This is a genomic window from Dysgonomonas sp. HDW5B (genome assembly GCF_011299335.1).
Lineage (GTDB): Bacteria > Bacteroidota > Bacteroidia > Bacteroidales > Dysgonomonadaceae > Dysgonomonas_A.
In genome coordinates, this window is sequence record NZ_CP049858.1 from 3410123 (window position 1) to 3427062 (window position 16940).

At 36.0% G+C, this 16940-nt stretch carries 15 protein-coding genes; 10 read left to right on the forward strand and 5 right to left on the reverse strand.

The window, feature by feature from the left end; translation table 11 throughout:
* Positions 1-260 precede the first annotated feature (260 nt).
* The 3 genes from G7051_RS14180 to G7051_RS14190 all read left to right on the forward strand — a co-directional run bounded on the left by G7051_RS14180 (position 261) and on the right by G7051_RS14190 (position 4548).
* A complete protein-coding gene (locus G7051_RS14180) occupies positions 261-2585 on the forward strand; it encodes a TonB-dependent receptor (protein WP_166201237.1) in 2325 nt (774 codons plus the stop codon).
* 38 nt (positions 2586-2623) lie between these two features.
* The gene (locus tag G7051_RS14185; protein WP_166201239.1) at positions 2624-3427 is read left to right on the forward strand and encodes a DUF4249 domain-containing protein; all 804 of its coding nucleotides are present in this window, start codon (positions 2624-2626) and stop codon (positions 3425-3427) included.
* 218 nt (positions 3428-3645) lie between these two features.
* A complete protein-coding gene (locus tag G7051_RS14190) occupies positions 3646-4548 on the forward strand; it encodes a DMT family transporter (RefSeq protein WP_166201241.1) in 903 nt (300 codons plus the stop codon).
* Here the strand turns inward: G7051_RS14190 and G7051_RS14195 are convergent.
* Entirely contained in the window at positions 4542-5159 is a 618-nt protein-coding gene (locus G7051_RS14195; RefSeq protein WP_166201243.1) for a hypothetical protein, read from the reverse strand. The two genes, G7051_RS14190 and G7051_RS14195, sit on opposite strands and share 7 nt — an antisense overlap.
* Positions 5160-5390: 231 nt before the next feature.
* On the opposite strand from G7051_RS14195, the gene G7051_RS14200 reads away from it, so the two are divergent.
* From G7051_RS14200 to G7051_RS14220, 5 genes are all read left to right on the forward strand, one after another.
* Positions 5391-6185, forward strand: a complete 795-nt coding sequence (locus tag G7051_RS14200; protein ID WP_166201245.1) for a thymidylate synthase — start codon at positions 5391-5393, stop codon at positions 6183-6185.
* A 539-nt stretch (positions 6186-6724) separates the two neighbouring features.
* Positions 6725-7306, forward strand: coding sequence for a hypothetical protein (locus G7051_RS14205; protein WP_166201247.1), 582 nt, complete (start codon positions 6725-6727; stop codon positions 7304-7306).
* A gap of 21 nt (positions 7307-7327) precedes the next feature.
* Positions 7328-8818, forward strand: coding sequence for a hypothetical protein (locus tag G7051_RS14210; RefSeq protein ID WP_166201249.1), 1491 nt, complete (start codon positions 7328-7330; stop codon positions 8816-8818).
* Positions 8819-8927: 109 nt separating this feature from the next.
* Positions 8928-9506, forward strand: a complete 579-nt coding sequence (locus tag G7051_RS14215; protein WP_166201251.1) for a hypothetical protein — start codon at positions 8928-8930, stop codon at positions 9504-9506.
* A 155-nt stretch (positions 9507-9661) separates the two neighbouring features.
* A complete protein-coding gene (locus G7051_RS14220; protein WP_166201253.1) occupies positions 9662-10912 on the forward strand; it encodes a PLP-dependent transferase in 1251 nt (416 codons plus the stop codon).
* A 98-nt stretch (positions 10913-11010) separates the two neighbouring features.
* On the opposite strand, the gene G7051_RS14225 is transcribed toward G7051_RS14220, so the two are convergent.
* The 3 genes from G7051_RS14225 to G7051_RS14235 all read right to left on the reverse strand — a co-directional run bounded on the left by G7051_RS14225 (position 11011) and on the right by G7051_RS14235 (position 13142).
* Positions 11011-11655, reverse strand: coding sequence for a rhomboid family intramembrane serine protease (locus G7051_RS14225; RefSeq protein WP_166201255.1), 645 nt, complete (start codon positions 11653-11655; stop codon positions 11011-11013).
* A gap of 184 nt (positions 11656-11839) precedes the next feature.
* Positions 11840-12154 carry a DUF4907 domain-containing protein gene (locus G7051_RS14230; protein ID WP_166201257.1) on the reverse strand — a complete coding sequence of 105 codons (315 nt, stop codon included), beginning with the start codon at positions 12152-12154 and terminating at the stop codon, positions 11840-11842.
* On the reverse strand, positions 12141-13142 hold the full coding sequence (locus G7051_RS14235; RefSeq protein ID WP_166201259.1) for a kelch repeat-containing protein: 1002 nt from the start codon (positions 13140-13142) through the stop codon (positions 12141-12143). Before G7051_RS14235 ends, G7051_RS14230 begins: the two co-directional genes overlap by 14 nt.
* Before the next feature lie 383 nt (positions 13143-13525).
* Here G7051_RS14235 and G7051_RS14240 point away from each other — a divergent pair, with 383 nt between their 5' ends.
* Together G7051_RS14240 and G7051_RS14245 are read left to right on the forward strand one after the other, a co-directional pair.
* Complete coding sequence (locus G7051_RS14240) at positions 13526-14863, forward strand: DUF4270 family protein (RefSeq protein WP_166201261.1); 1338 nt, start codon at positions 13526-13528, stop codon at positions 14861-14863.
* A complete protein-coding gene (locus G7051_RS14245) occupies positions 14853-16073 on the forward strand; it encodes a hypothetical protein (RefSeq protein WP_166201263.1) in 1221 nt (406 codons plus the stop codon). Before G7051_RS14240 ends, G7051_RS14245 begins: the two co-directional genes overlap by 11 nt.
* Before the next feature lie 56 nt (positions 16074-16129).
* On the opposite strand, the gene G7051_RS14250 is transcribed toward G7051_RS14245, so the two are convergent.
* Positions 16130-16879: a LytTR family DNA-binding domain-containing protein gene (locus G7051_RS14250; protein WP_166201265.1), complete on the reverse strand. Its 750-nt coding sequence runs from the start codon at positions 16877-16879 to the stop codon at positions 16130-16132.
* Positions 16880-16940: the final 61 nt, after the last annotated feature.

Below are 16940 nucleotides of genomic sequence, written 5' to 3' on the forward strand. Positions count from 1 at the left end.
TATCTTTGCGTCATAAAAACAGTAAGAAGCATACATTTGTGCCCTTGATTATATTTATAATCAAAAAGACAGATTATTGTATTATTTTATTGTTAAAGACGGAGCTTTTAGGCTCATAGAGCTATTTGTGTTGCTATAGGTTAAACGATTAGAGCTGGGTATATGGGATAGGAATGTACATTAAATACTTTTTAGTTACTTAATATCTTTGCAGCTCGCGAAAAAATATAAAACAGACAACATCTAATTTAAATACTATAATGAGCAAAATTTTTAGGTTGAGTTTTTGGGTTACATTATTGTTTTTCTTGCCTTTTGTGGCAGTGGCACAAAACTATACTGTACGAGGAAAAATTACAGATGAAAGGACAAAAGATCCTTTAATAGGGGTGCCTGTAGCAGTAACCGAAAAGTTATCTACCGGAGTTTTTACGAATCAGGATGGTGAGTATAAAATTACTTTACCAAAGGGGGACTATACTTTAGTCGTGAAATATGTCGGCTATGAAGATAAAAAAGTAAAGATATCTTTGAATAAGGATATTATCGAAAATGTATCGCTTAAATCTTCTTCTATTGATTTGAATGAGGTGGTGGTATCTTCGAGACGTGCCGATGAAAATGTAGCCGGAGTACAAACCGGCGTAGAGAAAATGAGTATTCAGGAAATTAATCAGTTGCCTGTACTCTTCGGAGAACGCGACGTTGTAAAAGCTATTCAATTGATGCCCGGTGTTAAATCGGCCGGAGAGGGTGGAACCGGCTTTTATGTTCGGGGAGGTAGTGCCGATCAGAATCTTGTTTTACTTGATAATGTAGGTATATATAATGCTTCTCACTTGATGGGATTCTTTTCGGCTTTCAATTCAGATATGGTTAGAGATGTTACCTTGTATAAAGGAGCTTTACCTTCGCAATACGGAGAGCGTTTGTCTTCAATTCTTGATGTGCAAATGCGCGACGGAGATAATCAGGATTATCATGTAAATGGAGGGTTGGGTCTTATCTCTTCGAAATTAAATGTTGAAGGTCCTATTAAGAAAGGTAAATCCAGTTTTATAGTAGGAGCAAGACGTACTTATGCCGATGTGATAGCTCGTGCATTTGGATCGGAAGATGTGAAAAATACTACATTGTATTTTTATGACTTGAATATGAAATTAAACTTCAACCTATCGGATAAAGATCGTTTGACTTTTACCGCATATTCGGGTATGGATAAGCTGGGTATAACCGATGTGGTGGATACTGATTGGGGTAACACTGTGGGGACGCTTAAATGGACCAGACTGATGGGGCATAAATGGACTTCTTCTACAGCTTTAATCTACAATAGATATTCATACAATGTGGCAGTAGACATGAATCAGGATTTGCGTATATCATCTATAATAAATGATTATGCTTTGAAACAGGAGTTTACTTTTACGCAAAACAGCGTTTCTTCATGGAAATTCGGAGTACATTCGACTTATCATGATATGGCTCCCGGAAAGTTTGATGTCGCAGAAGATAAAGGTGTCTCTAAACATCTGAAAAATAAATATTCATGGGAAAATGGATTGTATGCTTCGAATACGGTGAAAGCAACCGATCGTCTCGAAATAATGTACGGGTTGAGATTGTCTGCTTTTTCGGTTCTGGGAGCGGGAGATTTCTATAATCTGAATGAAAATCACGAGGTAATTGATACTGTATCTTATAAGTCGGGCGAGTTTGTGAAAACATATTTCAACTTAGAGCCACGTCTTTCTATGGCATATCGTTTGAATGAGGTATCTTCTATAAAAGCAGCTTATGCACGCACTACTCAAAGTATGCACTTGCTTTCTAATCCTACATTTGCTTCGCCTTTTGATAGATGGGTACCTACTTCAAATAATATAAAACCTCAGATTGCGGATCAATTTACATTGGGTTATTTCCGTAATTTTGCCAATAATCTGTTTGAGTTTAGTGCCGAGGTATACTATAAAGACATGAGAAATCAGATAGATTTTAAAGATAATGCACTGACTTTTACTAATGATGATGTGGAAACCGAACTGTTATTTGGTAAGGGTAGAGCATATGGAATTGAATTGATGTTGAAGAAGCGTGTTGGAAGATTCTCAGGATGGGTTAGTTATACTTTATCTAAATCTGAAAAAAAGATTGACGGGATCAATAATAATAAATGGTATGATGCCGTTCAGGATAGAACACATGACATTTCGTTTGTAGCTATGTATAGTTTGAATGAAAAATGGAACTTATCGGCTGCCTTTGTATATTATACAGGAAATGCGGTTACTTATCCAAGTGGAAAATACCAGATTGATGGTAAAGAGGTAGTATATTATACGGAGAGAAACGGTTACAGGGCTCCCGATTATCATCGTCTGGATTTAGGTGCAACTTGTGTTTTGAAGAAAACAAAGAAATTTTATTCCGAATTGGCATTTAGTTTATATAATGCCTATGGACGTGAAAATGCTTATATGATTGAGTTCAGAACCAACGATGACGATCCTTCTAAATCTACGGCTTATCAGTATTCTTTGTTCCGTTTTGTTCCATCTATTTCTTGGAATTTCAGATTCTAAGATTGTACACTATTTATAAATTAAAATTCAGATAAAAAATGAGTATCAGTAAATATATACTAACCATTGTTGCAATAGTGTCTGCATTTATATTCACATCTTGTGAAAAGGAGATAGATGTGGATCTCAAATCCTCAGAGCCTAAGTTGGTGATCGAAGGGCTTATAGCTGCCGATTCGCTTGCTACGGTAAGGCTTACTATGTCGAAGGACTTTAGCGGTAATAATACATTTGACCCTGTTTTAGGAGCTATTGTTTCGGTTTCGGATGATAAAGGGAATACTGAAACATTGAAGATAGACACTTCGGGTATTTATAAAGCAATAAATCTGAGAGGTGTTCCCGGACGTACTTACAATCTGAAAGTAAATGTCGATGGACAACAATATACAGCATCATCTACCATGTCTCCGCATACGGTGAAGATCGATTCTATTACCATGTATTATATCCCTTTATTTAAATATGCGTTTCCGATGATTCATTTTCAGGATCCTAAAGGTTCTAAAAATTATTATCGTGAGTTATTGTATATAAATGGCAAACGTAAAAAAATGGAAGAAGATGCTACAGACACCGATGATCGCGAAGGTTTTTATCTAAGCCGTATAATTCCGGCTTATAAAGAAAACGGTAGTGACGAGGACCCAATAAAGAAAGGTGATACTATTACAGTAGAACATCAGTTATTAGACAAAGGTGCATATACTTTCTTCGAAACTTTGGGACGCATAGGCAATTCTCAAACTAACCCTACAAACAATATCGTGGGAGGTGCTTTAGGGTATTTCAGTGCTTATACTTTCGATCGTAAGACTGTGATTGCCGATTGGCCCGAATAAGTAAGGTAAATATATTCTTTCATAAAAATAGCCCTTGCAGTTTTTTACTGTGAGGGTTGTTTTTTTGATCAAAGTGTTATAACTTTGCACCCCAGATAAGGTTTTTCGCGCTGTATCCCAACATTAGGGAAGAGAATTGGGGATATATGCAACCTTTTGTAAATTTTTAGTTTTTACATGCCCTAATAGTTTAATGTAAAATTTAAATTATTTGAGTAATGAAGAAAAGTAGAATTTACTTAGCTCTTTTAGTTCTAGGTACCGCTTTTTGGGGAATCTCATTCCCACTTGTTAAGGAAGGCATCTCTATTGTACATCCGTTTTCATTTTTAATGTATCGTTTCTTACTGGCTGCACTGGTTTTATCTGTCTTGTTTTTTAAGCAGTTAAAGCTAATCAATTGGCAAACAGTAAAATATGGAGTGTGGGTAGGTATACCTCTTTTGTTGGCTATCTTATTACAAACTATTGGTTTGCAGTATACATCATCAGCTAACGCTTCTTTTATTTCGGGTATGGACGTACTACTGATACCCATTTTGAAATTCTTTGTATTTCGTAAATCGATCAAGCCAAAAACTTGGCTGGCATGTACAATGGCATTAGTCGGTTTGTATGTAATTGCTATGGCTTCGGCCGGTAGTGGCTTCAATAGGGGAGATATGTATGCCGTAGGCGGTGCAATTGCCTTTGCTGCTTATGTGCTACTGGTCGGAAAATATAATCGCAAGGTCGAAACCATATCGTTAGTAATTGTACAGTTGTATACATGCACAATAGTGTATGCTGTGCTTGCTTTTATGACGGTTGATATTAACCACTTAGTTTTACCTATGGATTGGAATGTGTGGAGAGCTGTTTTATTTACAGGTATATTTGCTACAGCTTATATGTATGGAATGCAAAATATGTCCCAAAAATACATAGAAGAAGAAAAAGTAGCCTTAACTTATTTGTGTGAACCTATTTTTGCAACCATAGCTGCTTATGTGCTGATTAGCGAACCTATCACTATGCGTACCATTATTGGAGGAAGTCTTATTCTTCTTTCCATGTTTATTTCGGAGTATCGCTTTAAGTATATTCCGTTTTTGAATGCGGCAGATAAGGTGCATCAGTGACAAAATGAAATAAGGCTCAGGTTGTTTTCATAACAGAAGTCTATATTATCTTTAAAGCCTTTGATGCTATTGTATACAAAGGCTTTAATTTCGTCTTTTTCGCTTTGGGTATGCCATAAAAGTTCTATTTGATTGTTTGACAATACCACCTCCTGTAAGTCATTGCTTAACTGACTTATATCGGAATGAGTTATAGCTCCGGCTAATGGAAATGTAGCTACATCGGGTAGGCCTAAATCAGGGAAATTATTGAGTAATATCTCTGCAACAGTGGTTTCTATTCCAAAGTCAGATCTCAGATAATTATCTATCAGTTCGGTTTCGTTGTCTAATTCTATATCCTGATTGTATGGTAGCTCATGTCCGAGAAAAGCAAAAATAGAGATTAGAGCATACCAATAGGCATGAGCTGAATGTTTGCGGTAAGGTTCCCCATGTATAATGTGACGCAGAGCTTCTCTGGTTGATATGTGATTTTCGAAATCTTGGCTTGCGTAGTTTTTAAATACTTCATTATCTTGAATTTGATCGAATAATAAAGAATCGCATGAATCAAAAACTTGTTTAACCTTCTCGACATCGGCAGCGAATGAAAAAATACAGTATCCCATAATGTTACTAAAGTTTGACGTTAAAAAAGTATTTGACTTTTTTGGCTAAGGGTCACAATATATGAAATATATTATTGACAATGATCTAAAATTATGCTATTTTTGAACATATTTATAAAGCATGTTTTACAAATTTATTCTCATTTATGGCTATTCAAAATGTCATAATGGAAGTTTCTTATAACTTTGTAATGCGGCAATAAATCATTAATAATACTTAATAACGAAAAAATGAAACAATATATAGATTTAGTACAGCGTGTTTTGACCGAAGGAGTCAAAAAAGAAGACCGTACCGGCACCGGCACAATCAGTGTATTTGGTCATCAAAGCCGTTATAACTTGGCGGATGGTTTTCCTTTGGTTACGACTAAAAAATTACACTTGAAATCGATTATCTATGAATTGTTGTGGTTTTTGGCCGGAGATACCAATGCCAAATATTTGCAGGATAACGGAGTCCGTATCTGGAATGAATGGGCTGACGAGAATGGAGACCTAGGTCATATTTACGGGTTTCAATGGCGTTCGTGGCCCGATTATAAAGGAGGGCACATCGATCAGATTACTGAGGTTGTAAATTCTATTAAAAATAATCCCGATTCGCGTCGTCTGATTGTTAGTGCGTGGAATGTAGCTGATATTCCAAACATGAACTTGCCTCCCTGTCACGCATTCTTTCAGTTTTACGTAGCTAATGGTAAATTAAGCCTACAATTATATCAACGAAGTGCGGATATATTTTTGGGAGTTCCTTTCAATATTGCCTCTTATGCCTTACTGCTTCAAATGATGGCGCAAGTTACGGGACTTGAGGCGGGCGAATTTGTCCATACTTTGGGAGATGCACACATATATACTAATCATATTGATCAGTTGAAAATGCAAATAGGACGTGATTTGAGAACTTTACCTAAAATGATCATTAATCCCGATGTAAAAAGCATATTCGATTTTAAATACGAAGACTTCAAATTAGAAGGATACGATCCGCATCCCCATATAAAAGGAGAAGTTGCTGTTTGATACTATACGAAAACCGAAAGAGACAAATTTTATAAATGAAAATTTGTCTCTTTCAGTATAAATACTAACTTTGCCCCTGTAAAATAACTCTTTACTCTGATAATGACAACGAAATTAACAAACATATTGACCTGTAATGATCTAAATTTTAACTATTTAGGTTTGGTAATGTGCGTTGAAATATTAGAGAGAGAGAGAGAGAGAGAGAGAGAGAGAGAGAGAGAGAGAGAGAGAGAGAGTTAACTAGCAACCGTGCTGGTAATAAAAATATTTTAGGCGGATTTTTCCGTCTTTTTTTATTTCTGTGTCTTTTCTACACACAAATTTGTTGTAAACAATATTTCCCCTATAAATACATTGATAGTTGTTTGAGTAAACGTTTCCGTATTACCGATTTGTTTTTTGTTGTCGTTCAAAATTGGTATGAATTATGTGTTTACTTATGGCACAGCTATGTTTGGCAGCAGCTTGTAGCGATTACAGGCTGCTGCTTTTTCTTTGAAATATCGAAAAATCTACTAACTAATTCATATAAACAAATGAAAACTATCTTGTTACTGATCTTAACTTTTATCGTAATTCCCCTTTACTCCCAGGTCGGAATCAATACCAAAACCCCTCATAGCAGTGCTGCTCTGGAGATAACCAGTCCCACTAACAATCAAGGTGTGCTTTTACCCCGCATGAATACTACCTCCAAACAAGCTATTGCCAGTCCGGCTTCGGGACTGTTAGTGTATGATACCGATAAGCAATGCCTCTCTCAAAACGTAGGAAGTGAAACCAATCCTATCTGGATATGTCTTGCACAGAACCAAACACGTTTTTTCTATATGCCTTCTGTTGCAGTCAGTGCCAAAACGCTTGGAGTAGTTGCCACACCTTTAGATCTTTATAACGAATACAAAAAACAATTTGCTACTCCTATGGCAAAGAGCACTAGTGCTCCGGCAGGTATCCCTTATTTTCCGGTAGCAACCGACCTTCACTATTATATCACCTATTATGATTCGGATGTTATTAAAATCAACAGTGTAAGCAATGACGGAAAAGTGAGCTATGAAATTATAAAAGTGGCTGATTATAATTCGTTTATGAACGTTGTATTTGTCGTAAAATAAGTAACCAAAATAAGTAAAAGAATGAGAATAATACTTTTAATAGCTATCTGTATATTAAACATATCTGTATATGCACAGAAGCAAGCCTACCATTGGTATTTTGGAACTAATACAGGTCTCGATTTTTCTAATACCCACACAGAATCGACTTCATTAGGAAATGTTTTAGGGGTGCCAAGTACTGTTCAGGGCCCCATAAATACTTTTGAAGGTTGTTTTTCTATATCAGATATAAATGGTAATTTTTTGTTCGCTTCCGATGGAATGACAGTTTATAATAAGAATTTGGCTGTTATGCAAAATGGTACCGGGCTTTTAGGGCATCCATCTTCTACCAATTCGGGTATTGTCATTCCTGTGCCCGATAACCCTGCCTTATATTATATTGTAACGGCTCCTGATCGAAATAATACAGCACCGGGTCTTTGTTACTCAACAGTAAATATGTCTGCCAATGGAGGATTGGGAGCTGTGGTACTAAAAAACGTATCTCTCACATTTGGAAGTTCTGGTTATCCCGTCAATCATGCTTATGAAAACCTAACAGCAGTAGGGCATGCCAACGGAAAAGATTATTGGGTGGTAAGTCGTGTCAGAAGTAAGATATTCGCTTGGCTGATTACCTCTGCCGGAATCAATGTTACTCCGGTGATTTCAGAAATTGGTATGGATTTGGGGATTCCAACAATTGCTCCTAGTAGTATCGGTGTAGGTGCTATTAAAATATCACCTGATGGTAAACGTATTATTCATGCCGATTACCGATTTGGTTTGGATCATTATCTAACTATCGGAAATTTTGACACCTCTACAGGTAAAGCTTCAAGTTTTCAGTTTGTTTCCACTTTTCTTGAGAACCTATACAGTCTTGAATTTTCACCCACTGCTAACTATCTTTATTTTACGGCTATTGAGAGAGAACATCGAGGACTTTATGTTAAGCCGATTAATAATATATCAGCTCCATTTACAAAGATTTTACCTAATATTGATAATGTACAATTAGGACCGGATAACAGGATATATGCTATAGGAAATATGCAGTCTTCTTTATGGATTATTCTGGATCCGGATAATGGAGGTACTCAAATAGCCGAAGTTCCCAATAAGTTTGTATCTCCTCGTTTGCCAAAGTTGGGACTTCCTCCCTTCATTACCTCTTTCTTTAATATAAAACCGATAAAAGGGAAAGAGTTGGTTTGTGTAGGAAATGATGCCGAATACAGTGTAGAGATTCCCTCCATTGGCAGTGGAACTCAGCAAATAGCCTATCTCGAATGGAATTTCGGAGACGGTACTCCTGTTGTAAAAGATTATAATATGAGTGCTTCGGTAACCACTTATAAACAAATCCATAAATATGAAAATAAAGGAGTTTACACCATTCGGGTCACCCCTTATCTGGTTAATGGTTTACCCGAAAATAGTAAAATTACCACTATAGCCTCTACGATAGCTGAATGTAAAATAGTTACCAATAAAATGATAAGAAGTGATCTTCTGCCCAATTAAGGTCACAGACCTTTTTATTGCTTTGGCAAGTATAACAAATATAGATTGTTACAACTATAAAATATACCAATATATTTTATTCTTTACTTAATCTACAATAATAACCAAGATGAATAGAATAATATTACTTACACTTACCTTGTTTATTTCTCATTTGGCTCATAGCCAAATCGGAGTGAATACTGAAAGCCCTCATAGTACTGCCGCCCTCGAAATCAGCAGCCCTAATCAGGGAGTTCTTCTTCCTAGGCTTACCACGCTTGATAAAGAAGCTATACCTACTCCTGCCAATGGACTTCTGGTCTATGACATCGACAAACAATGCATATCTCAGAATATTGGTACTGAAACTGATTCGCAATGGATTTGTCTTACCCAAAATCAGACCCGTTTTTTTTATATGCCCTCAATAAATATTCCGACACCTAATCTGGGAGTTGTATCTACTCCGCTGGATCTCTATGAAGAATATAAGAAACAGTTTAATATCCCGTCTGACAAAAATCCAACAGCACCTGCTAATATACCCTATTATACGAGTGCCGATCAATTATATTACTACGTTACTTATTATGATAAAAATGTGATGAATATTACCAATATCACCGATGACGGAAAAGTCAGTTATTCCATAATAAAAAAGGCTGATTATGATACGTATATGAATGTTATCTTTGTAATCAAATAAAAAGAGGAGGTGTTTTGTGTATTCTTCGGCAGGAGATATATTTTGTTTTCAGATGCTTTTTTCAGGAAAAACCTCGATATATTTTCTTTAAAAGAGACAGTTTATTTCTAAATACACTACCTTTGATTGGAAAAATAATATAGAGTATTGTTATTATGGAATTAGAAGATTGTCAAAGCGAGAAATTTGCTACTCGTGTAATTGGTGCTAAGTTTAAAAAGGAAGATGCACACGGAGCTATAAGTATGCCTATTTATCGGAATGCAGCATTTGAATATCCGTCTTCGGAAGCAATTGCAAATGCTTTTCAAAACAAAACCGATACTCACACTTATTCTCGTATATCTAACCCTACGGTAGAAAATCTGGAGTTGAGGATAAAAGCGGCATCCGGTGCCGAAAATGTAATGCTCGTAAGTTCGGGTATGGCTTCTATCTCAAATACATTTATGACACTGGCTTATGCGGGTAGTAATATTGTAACATCTCCTCATTTATTTGGCAACACTTTTTCCTTATTTAAATTTACATTAGCAGAATTCGGAGTGGAGGTAAGATTCGTAAATACCGATAACTTATCGGAAATAGAATCTGCTATGGATGATAATACTTGTGCTTTCTTTTGCGAATTGATAACCAATCCTCATATGGAAATAGCCGATCTTCCAAAGATTGCTGCCATAACCAAAGCAAAAGGCGTTCCTTTAATTGTAGATACTACTATTGTACCTTGGTGCGGATTTTCTGCAAAAAAACAGGGTGTAGATATCGAAGTTGTTTCTACTACCAAATATGTATCGGGTGGTGCAACGAGTGTTGGTGGTGCTATTCTCGATTATGGAACTTTTGACTGGTCGAAAAATAAGAAGCTGTCGAAAGTAACACCTACCGCTTCTATGTCGGCATTTATGTTTAAAATAAAACGCGAAATTGCCCGCAATATGGGGGCTTGTATGGATTCCGAAACGGCATCACTACAAGCTTTGGGAATGGAATCTCTACAATTGCGTTTCAACCATATGTCACAAACTGCCTATGAGTTAGCTCAATTTCTTTCGGATAATGATAAAGTAACGAAGGTTGGGTATACTAAATTAGAAAGTTCGCCTTATAAAAAGATTTCAGATCAACTGTTCCCCTCTAATCCGGGTGCAATGCTGACCTTTAATTTGGCAACGAAAGATGATTGTTACCGTTTTATGGATCGTCTGAAAATTATCCGTAGAGCAACCAACTTATTTGACAATAAAACTCTGATTATACATCCCGAATCTACCATCTATGGCACTTTTACTGCCGAAATGAAACAAGTGATGGGTATCGAAGATAATCTGCTACGTCTATCGGTAGGTCTTGAACATATAGAAGACCTGAAAAAAGATATTCTAGAGGCTTTAGCTTTTTAAGATCACAGACCCTTTTATAATAGAAAACAAAAATCCCGATCAAGTTAAACCTGATCGGGATTTTCTTATAATGTTACTTATAAAAAGCGATGTGACTTTTATTTTTCTTTATATACAAAATAGCCTAAAGCAATAATAGGCAGTGACATTAATGCGATAAGATAGCCATGTACCAAAAGTATTTGCGGTACAAATAATATCGCTAACAGTAAACCTACAACAGCACCTCCTAAGTGAGCAGCATGTCCTATATTTCCCAATGATTTTTTCATGCCGTATACCGAATATGCCAAGTATAGTATTCCAAATACCCATCCCGGCATAGGGATAAAGAAGAAACCGATAAGACGATCGGGACTCATGGCAATAGAAGCGAATAATACACCACATACACCTCCTGAAGCTCCTATGGCGGTATAAATTGAATCTCTGCGATACATCCACAACGAAACCGTATTACCTCCTATAATAGCAGCTAAGTATAATATGAGGAATTGTACGGGACCAACATAGGCAACCAGCGTAGGTGCAAAAAAGTACAGAGTAAGCATGTTAAACAACAAGTGCATAAGGTCGGCGTGCAGAAAAGCAGCCGTAAGCATTCTGTCGTATTGTTTCAATTCGAGGATAGCATAAGTACTAAACTTATATCGATCAAAGAATTGCCTGTTATTAAAACCAATATAACTTGTAATGGCTGTAATAATTATAATTGCAAAAATTAGAAGATTTCCTAAATCCATTCGTGTTTTTTTTAGTTCGATGCAAAAATAGTATATTATTTGTATTGATTGTGCATACTTGGTGAGAGTATAATGTCCGAAAAATAAAAGCCCCGACTAAATCGAGGCTTTTGAGCTAACTAAATAGCTCTTAATTGATGTTTAACAGTGTATTATAAGAATGCAATTGTATGCTTTTATTCCATTATTTTTTTAGAATGGTTATTAATTCGTTTTTTGTAATAGCAGGATATTCGTGTTTTTTTATTTTTTCCATCACCAGTTCACCAGTCCGTAGAGCCATGCTTTCCTGAGGAAAAGGATGATTACCCTCTATACAAGGCATGTAGGGCTGATCTATTATTTTTTTCGAATCTTTAGTAAGTTTATATCCCCAGCCATTGTCAATTCTGTATGTTTCTACCGCAAGGTGATTTTTTCGGTTAACGATATGATAAGAAAAAAGTACAACACAAACTGTGATAATGGTAATAATAATGTGTTTTTTAGTCATACTCATTATACTCCTCATTTGGTTTGAACTCCCACATATCATCAAAATAATACGAAGAGCTGCGACCTGTTAAAACAAAACCTCTGTCCTTAACAGCAAATGCAACAGCAGCACTTCGAGCAGTACCTTCAAAGGCAGTTTTTTCTTTCCATCGGTCGGTTATAGGATTGTATTCCCACGTATTTTTCACTAAAGAGCCGGCTTCACCTGTTGCAATGTAAGCTTTACCATCAATAACAAAAGAAACCGTGTTCAGTCGATTAATCGTAGTATAATCATCGTCAAAATCATTGTCTGTTTTATTGGCTATTTGAGCTTTTTCCTCCCATAAAGATGTTGTAGGATCAAATGCCCAGAAGTCTGTAACGTAACTGCCATTATTCATTCCGCAAACTACATAGGCTTTATCGTTAACAATAAAAGAAGTCGCAAATGCTCTTTTCGAACCCTTTATACTCACACTCTCTTCCCAAATATCGGTAGCGGGATTGTATTTATGAAAGTCCATCAGGTAATTACCATCGTACCCTGTTCCGATATAACCCATTCCGCCTATACTGAATGCAGTGGCTCCATATCGTGCCGACCCTCTGAAATTAGCTTTCTGAGTCCATATATTATTTGTGGGATCAAACTCCCAAAAATCCTGTAAATACTTTTCTCCATCGTATCCTGTTCCTATATATCCTTTGTCCGATATGGCAAAAGCAACAGCAGCACTTCGGGCGACACCTGTAAATTCGGCTTTTTGAGTCCAGTATCCCTGATCGAAATTATACTCCCATATATCTTTTAGCCTTTTCTTCCCGTCATATCCTCCAAAAACATATACTTTATTGTCAACTACAAAAGAAGACGCATCACCTCGGCCAACTCCTTCGAAATCGGAACTTTTTACCCAGTTTCCGATTAAATCTTCATCATCATCAGAACATGAAGTAAAAAACAATAACAAGGAGGGAAATAATAAAAAGAATAGAAATTTTTTACTCATAATTTTTGTATTTGTACGATATCATTTTGCTTAAAAGTTGTACAAATATATATCGGCAAAGTATTTATAAAAATAAATATCTGCCAATGGCAGATTTTACTCCACAGATATCATAAAACTGTCTGTAAAGTAATATAGAAGCCATTTTTTGACCCGTTTGGGTAATTATGGATATGAAACGGTTATTCAAAGACAAATGAAATATGCAGGTAGATTCAATTTTCGGGTTTAATATTTTGATGATTCATTTGCACGTCAAAGATTAAACCTGTTTTTGAATTTATCCATCTTAAGCCTCTTTGCTATTTAGATTTGGATAATATCAATGACAGTTATAATTATAAAACGGAGCAATACATTTTTATGTTACTTAATTCAATTCAATGAAATATCTACTTTATTTTACTGTCATTACTATTGTGTTCTTTACATCATGTATAAATGATAACTTTTCAGTTGGTGATAATCTGGTTTCTCCGGCAGCCCGAAATATACTTATCGACACTTCTACTGTCGAATTATATACAGGGTTGTCGGATTCGGCAGTAACATCCGGTTTAAGCAGGATTTTTATGGGGCGATATATAACTTCCGATTTTGGAACTATTACTGCCGAATCTTATTTAATGTTCAGTAATCCGACTTACAGTTCATCCGACTTTGGTTCCGAGGCTACTGTCAAAGTAAAACTCGATTCGATCAGCTTGATCCTTAAATACGATGACTTTCATTATGGTGATACAACACAGGTTCAAACGATAAACTTATATAAGTTAAAGAAAATAATAGAGTTGGACGATAAAAGCCAACTTTATAACACCTCTTCGGTTCCGGCGGATGCCAATCCATGGGTTAGCTACCGATTTAAAAGACCCACAGAATTATCGGCAAATGACAGCCTTTTGGAGGTGAGATTGCCTGACGAATTTGGTCTGGAACTCATCAGGATGATGCAGGCTCAATCGGATACTTTAGATTCGGAAGAAAATTTCCAGCGATATTTTAAAGGACTGCGTTTATCTTCGGGGGATACCGACAATGCTACTATTAATGCTTTTGAGTTAGGTGAGTCATACCCTGTTATAAGGTTATATTATCATACTTATGGAGTATCTTCTGTCGAAAAGTCAATGGATATAAAAGCAAGTGCGACTACGGCGTTTTCGAATATCAAGCAAGACAGGTCGGGCACATTACTAGCTCCGTTAAGTCTCAGAAATCAATACATATCATCAGCTGAGACTGAGAATAAACTGTATCTGCAAGGACTTACCGGATTGTATATAAAGTTGAGATTTCCGTATATAAATAACCTCTTGAAGATGGGGAACTTTGTGAAAATTTCGACAGCCTATCTGTATGTCTATCCGGTGCAAGGTACGTATAATGCTTTTACCCCTCTTCCGGCTAATCTGGCATTGAATTATCTGGATGAAAACGGAAAGCCTATGGAGCTTTATGTGGATGGAACTACTACTTCGGTGCAAACAGGCACTCTTCAGGAAGATAAGATATATAATAAAAATACTTATTACATTTTTGATATATCGGATTATATAGAATCCGAATTGGGGAAATTTGGTGTAAACAGTACAACGCTTCAGTTACAATTGAGTGATACTGATAAAGCAAATACGCTTAAGAGCCTCGTTATAGGAGACTCAAAACATGCAGCAAACAGGATTAAATTAGTTATATATTTCGTGGTTTATGATAAGTAATAACAGAAGAGTTTTTATTGTAAGTTTATTTATTGTTATCGTATGCAATACATTGAATGCCCAAACTACTTCTTCTCCGTATTCAATGTTAGGTATAGGCGAAATCGAAACCCGCGATTATAGCAGAACATCAGGTATGGCAGGTGTTGGAGTAGGAATAAGAGATTATGATTATTTGAATCCTTTGAATCCGGCAGGGCTTACGGCTTTAGATAGTTTGAGGTTTATTTTTGATATATCAGGGTCTGTACGACAGTCGTCTTTTTCCTCTAAGTCTAATTCGGAAAGTGCATTTAACGGCAATTTCCAAAAGATAGCTTTCGGTTTTAGAGCTTCGCCTTTATGGAGTGTGGCTGTGGGAGTAAAGCCTTTTACAAATGTGGGGTATCAAATATATAATACAGTGGATGTTGAGGGAACTACGCAAACCAAGAGTGTATATATGGAAGGGAGTGGGGGACTTTACAGTGTGTATATGTCTAATGCTTTAAGGCTCGGAAAACGTTTTTCGTTTGGTATTACTTCGATGTATGTTGGAGGTACTATCAATCAGACCGAAAATCAGGTGGATTACTTGTTTTCCAAAAAGTCAAGAACTTCTCAGTTTTACAATACTTTAGGTCTACAATACCACCAGAAAAATCTGGTTTTAGGACTTACTTATGGTTATAAGCAGAGGTTGAACTTTGATAATACAACAGAGGTTTACGATAGTGAATATACGCTTATCGATGAACAAAATGCCAGAAGTTCGGCTCAGTTTATTCCTCAAAATATAGGGTTAGGGTTTTCCTCCTCTAGCCGCAAAATAATATTTGGTATGGATTATCAATATCAGCAGTGGAGTGGTTTAAAGTCGGGTATCGATAATATTAAAATTGTAGACTTTCATCAATTAAAAGCGGGACTGGGATACACTCCTAAAACGGATTATCTCAGATACAAAACTCAAAGCCAGTATCAGGTGGGGGCTGCTGTTTCGAGATCTTATATTCAGGTTGAGAATAAGAGTGCTATAGGTTTTTCGGTTTCGGTAGGATACAGCTATCCTGTTTTGTCCAGATTTGGTTCGAGTTCTTTACTGAATTTCGGATTAGAATATGGTAATACCGCATCGTCTCCCACTAGCTATATTCGCGAATCGTATTTCTTATTGACATTTAATTATACGCTATTCGAAACATGGTTTAAGCGTCACAAATTAGATTAAAGAATATTAGTGGATAAATATCATTTATCCACTAATATAAATAAAAAAGCTGTATTTTATCGGAGAATGTTGTTATGAACCAATGAATTATATAAATCGTCATAATAGGAATTACTGATAGGTAATGAAACATTTGTTCCTACCAATACTCTTCTATTTTCAATTGCTTTTATTTTCGATAAAGAAACTATATAGGATCGATGGATTCTCTTGAACTGATTGGACGGAAGTACTTCATCAAGGCTTTTTAAACTGCTCAGTGAGAGTATCGAACGGGTTGAATCCTCGATGTGTATCTTTATATAATCACTTAAGCTTTCGATATATATAATATTCGAAAAATTAATTTTCAGCAGTTTATTATTCGACTTTACAAATATGAAATCAGTAGAATCATCTCCTTCGGAAACCGATTCCAGTATGGTTTCATATTTCGAGTTGTGGGTAGTATGGTAATCCAGCACTTTTTGCGTTGTTTTCAGAAAGCGTGAAAACGAAAATGGCTTCAGTAAATAATCGATAGCATCAAGATTAAAACCTTCTATTGCATATTTGTTGTGTGCGGATACCATAACAAACATTGGTCTTTTGCTGCTTTTTAGACTTTCGGCAAACTGAATTCCATTGATGTCGGGCATTTCTATATCGCAAAAAATAAGGTCGACAGAATATTTGCCGATATCGGTAAGTACTTTAATTGCATCAGTATATTCGCCTATAAGATTAAGAAACGGTATTTTTTCAATATAGTTCTTTAATATTTCTAATGCCAGAGGTTCATCATCAACTATAATGCAATTTATCATTGTTTTGAGTGCTTAATTATCTTGTTTATAAGTCAAGGTCTCAGACCTTTTTTTGTTTTGA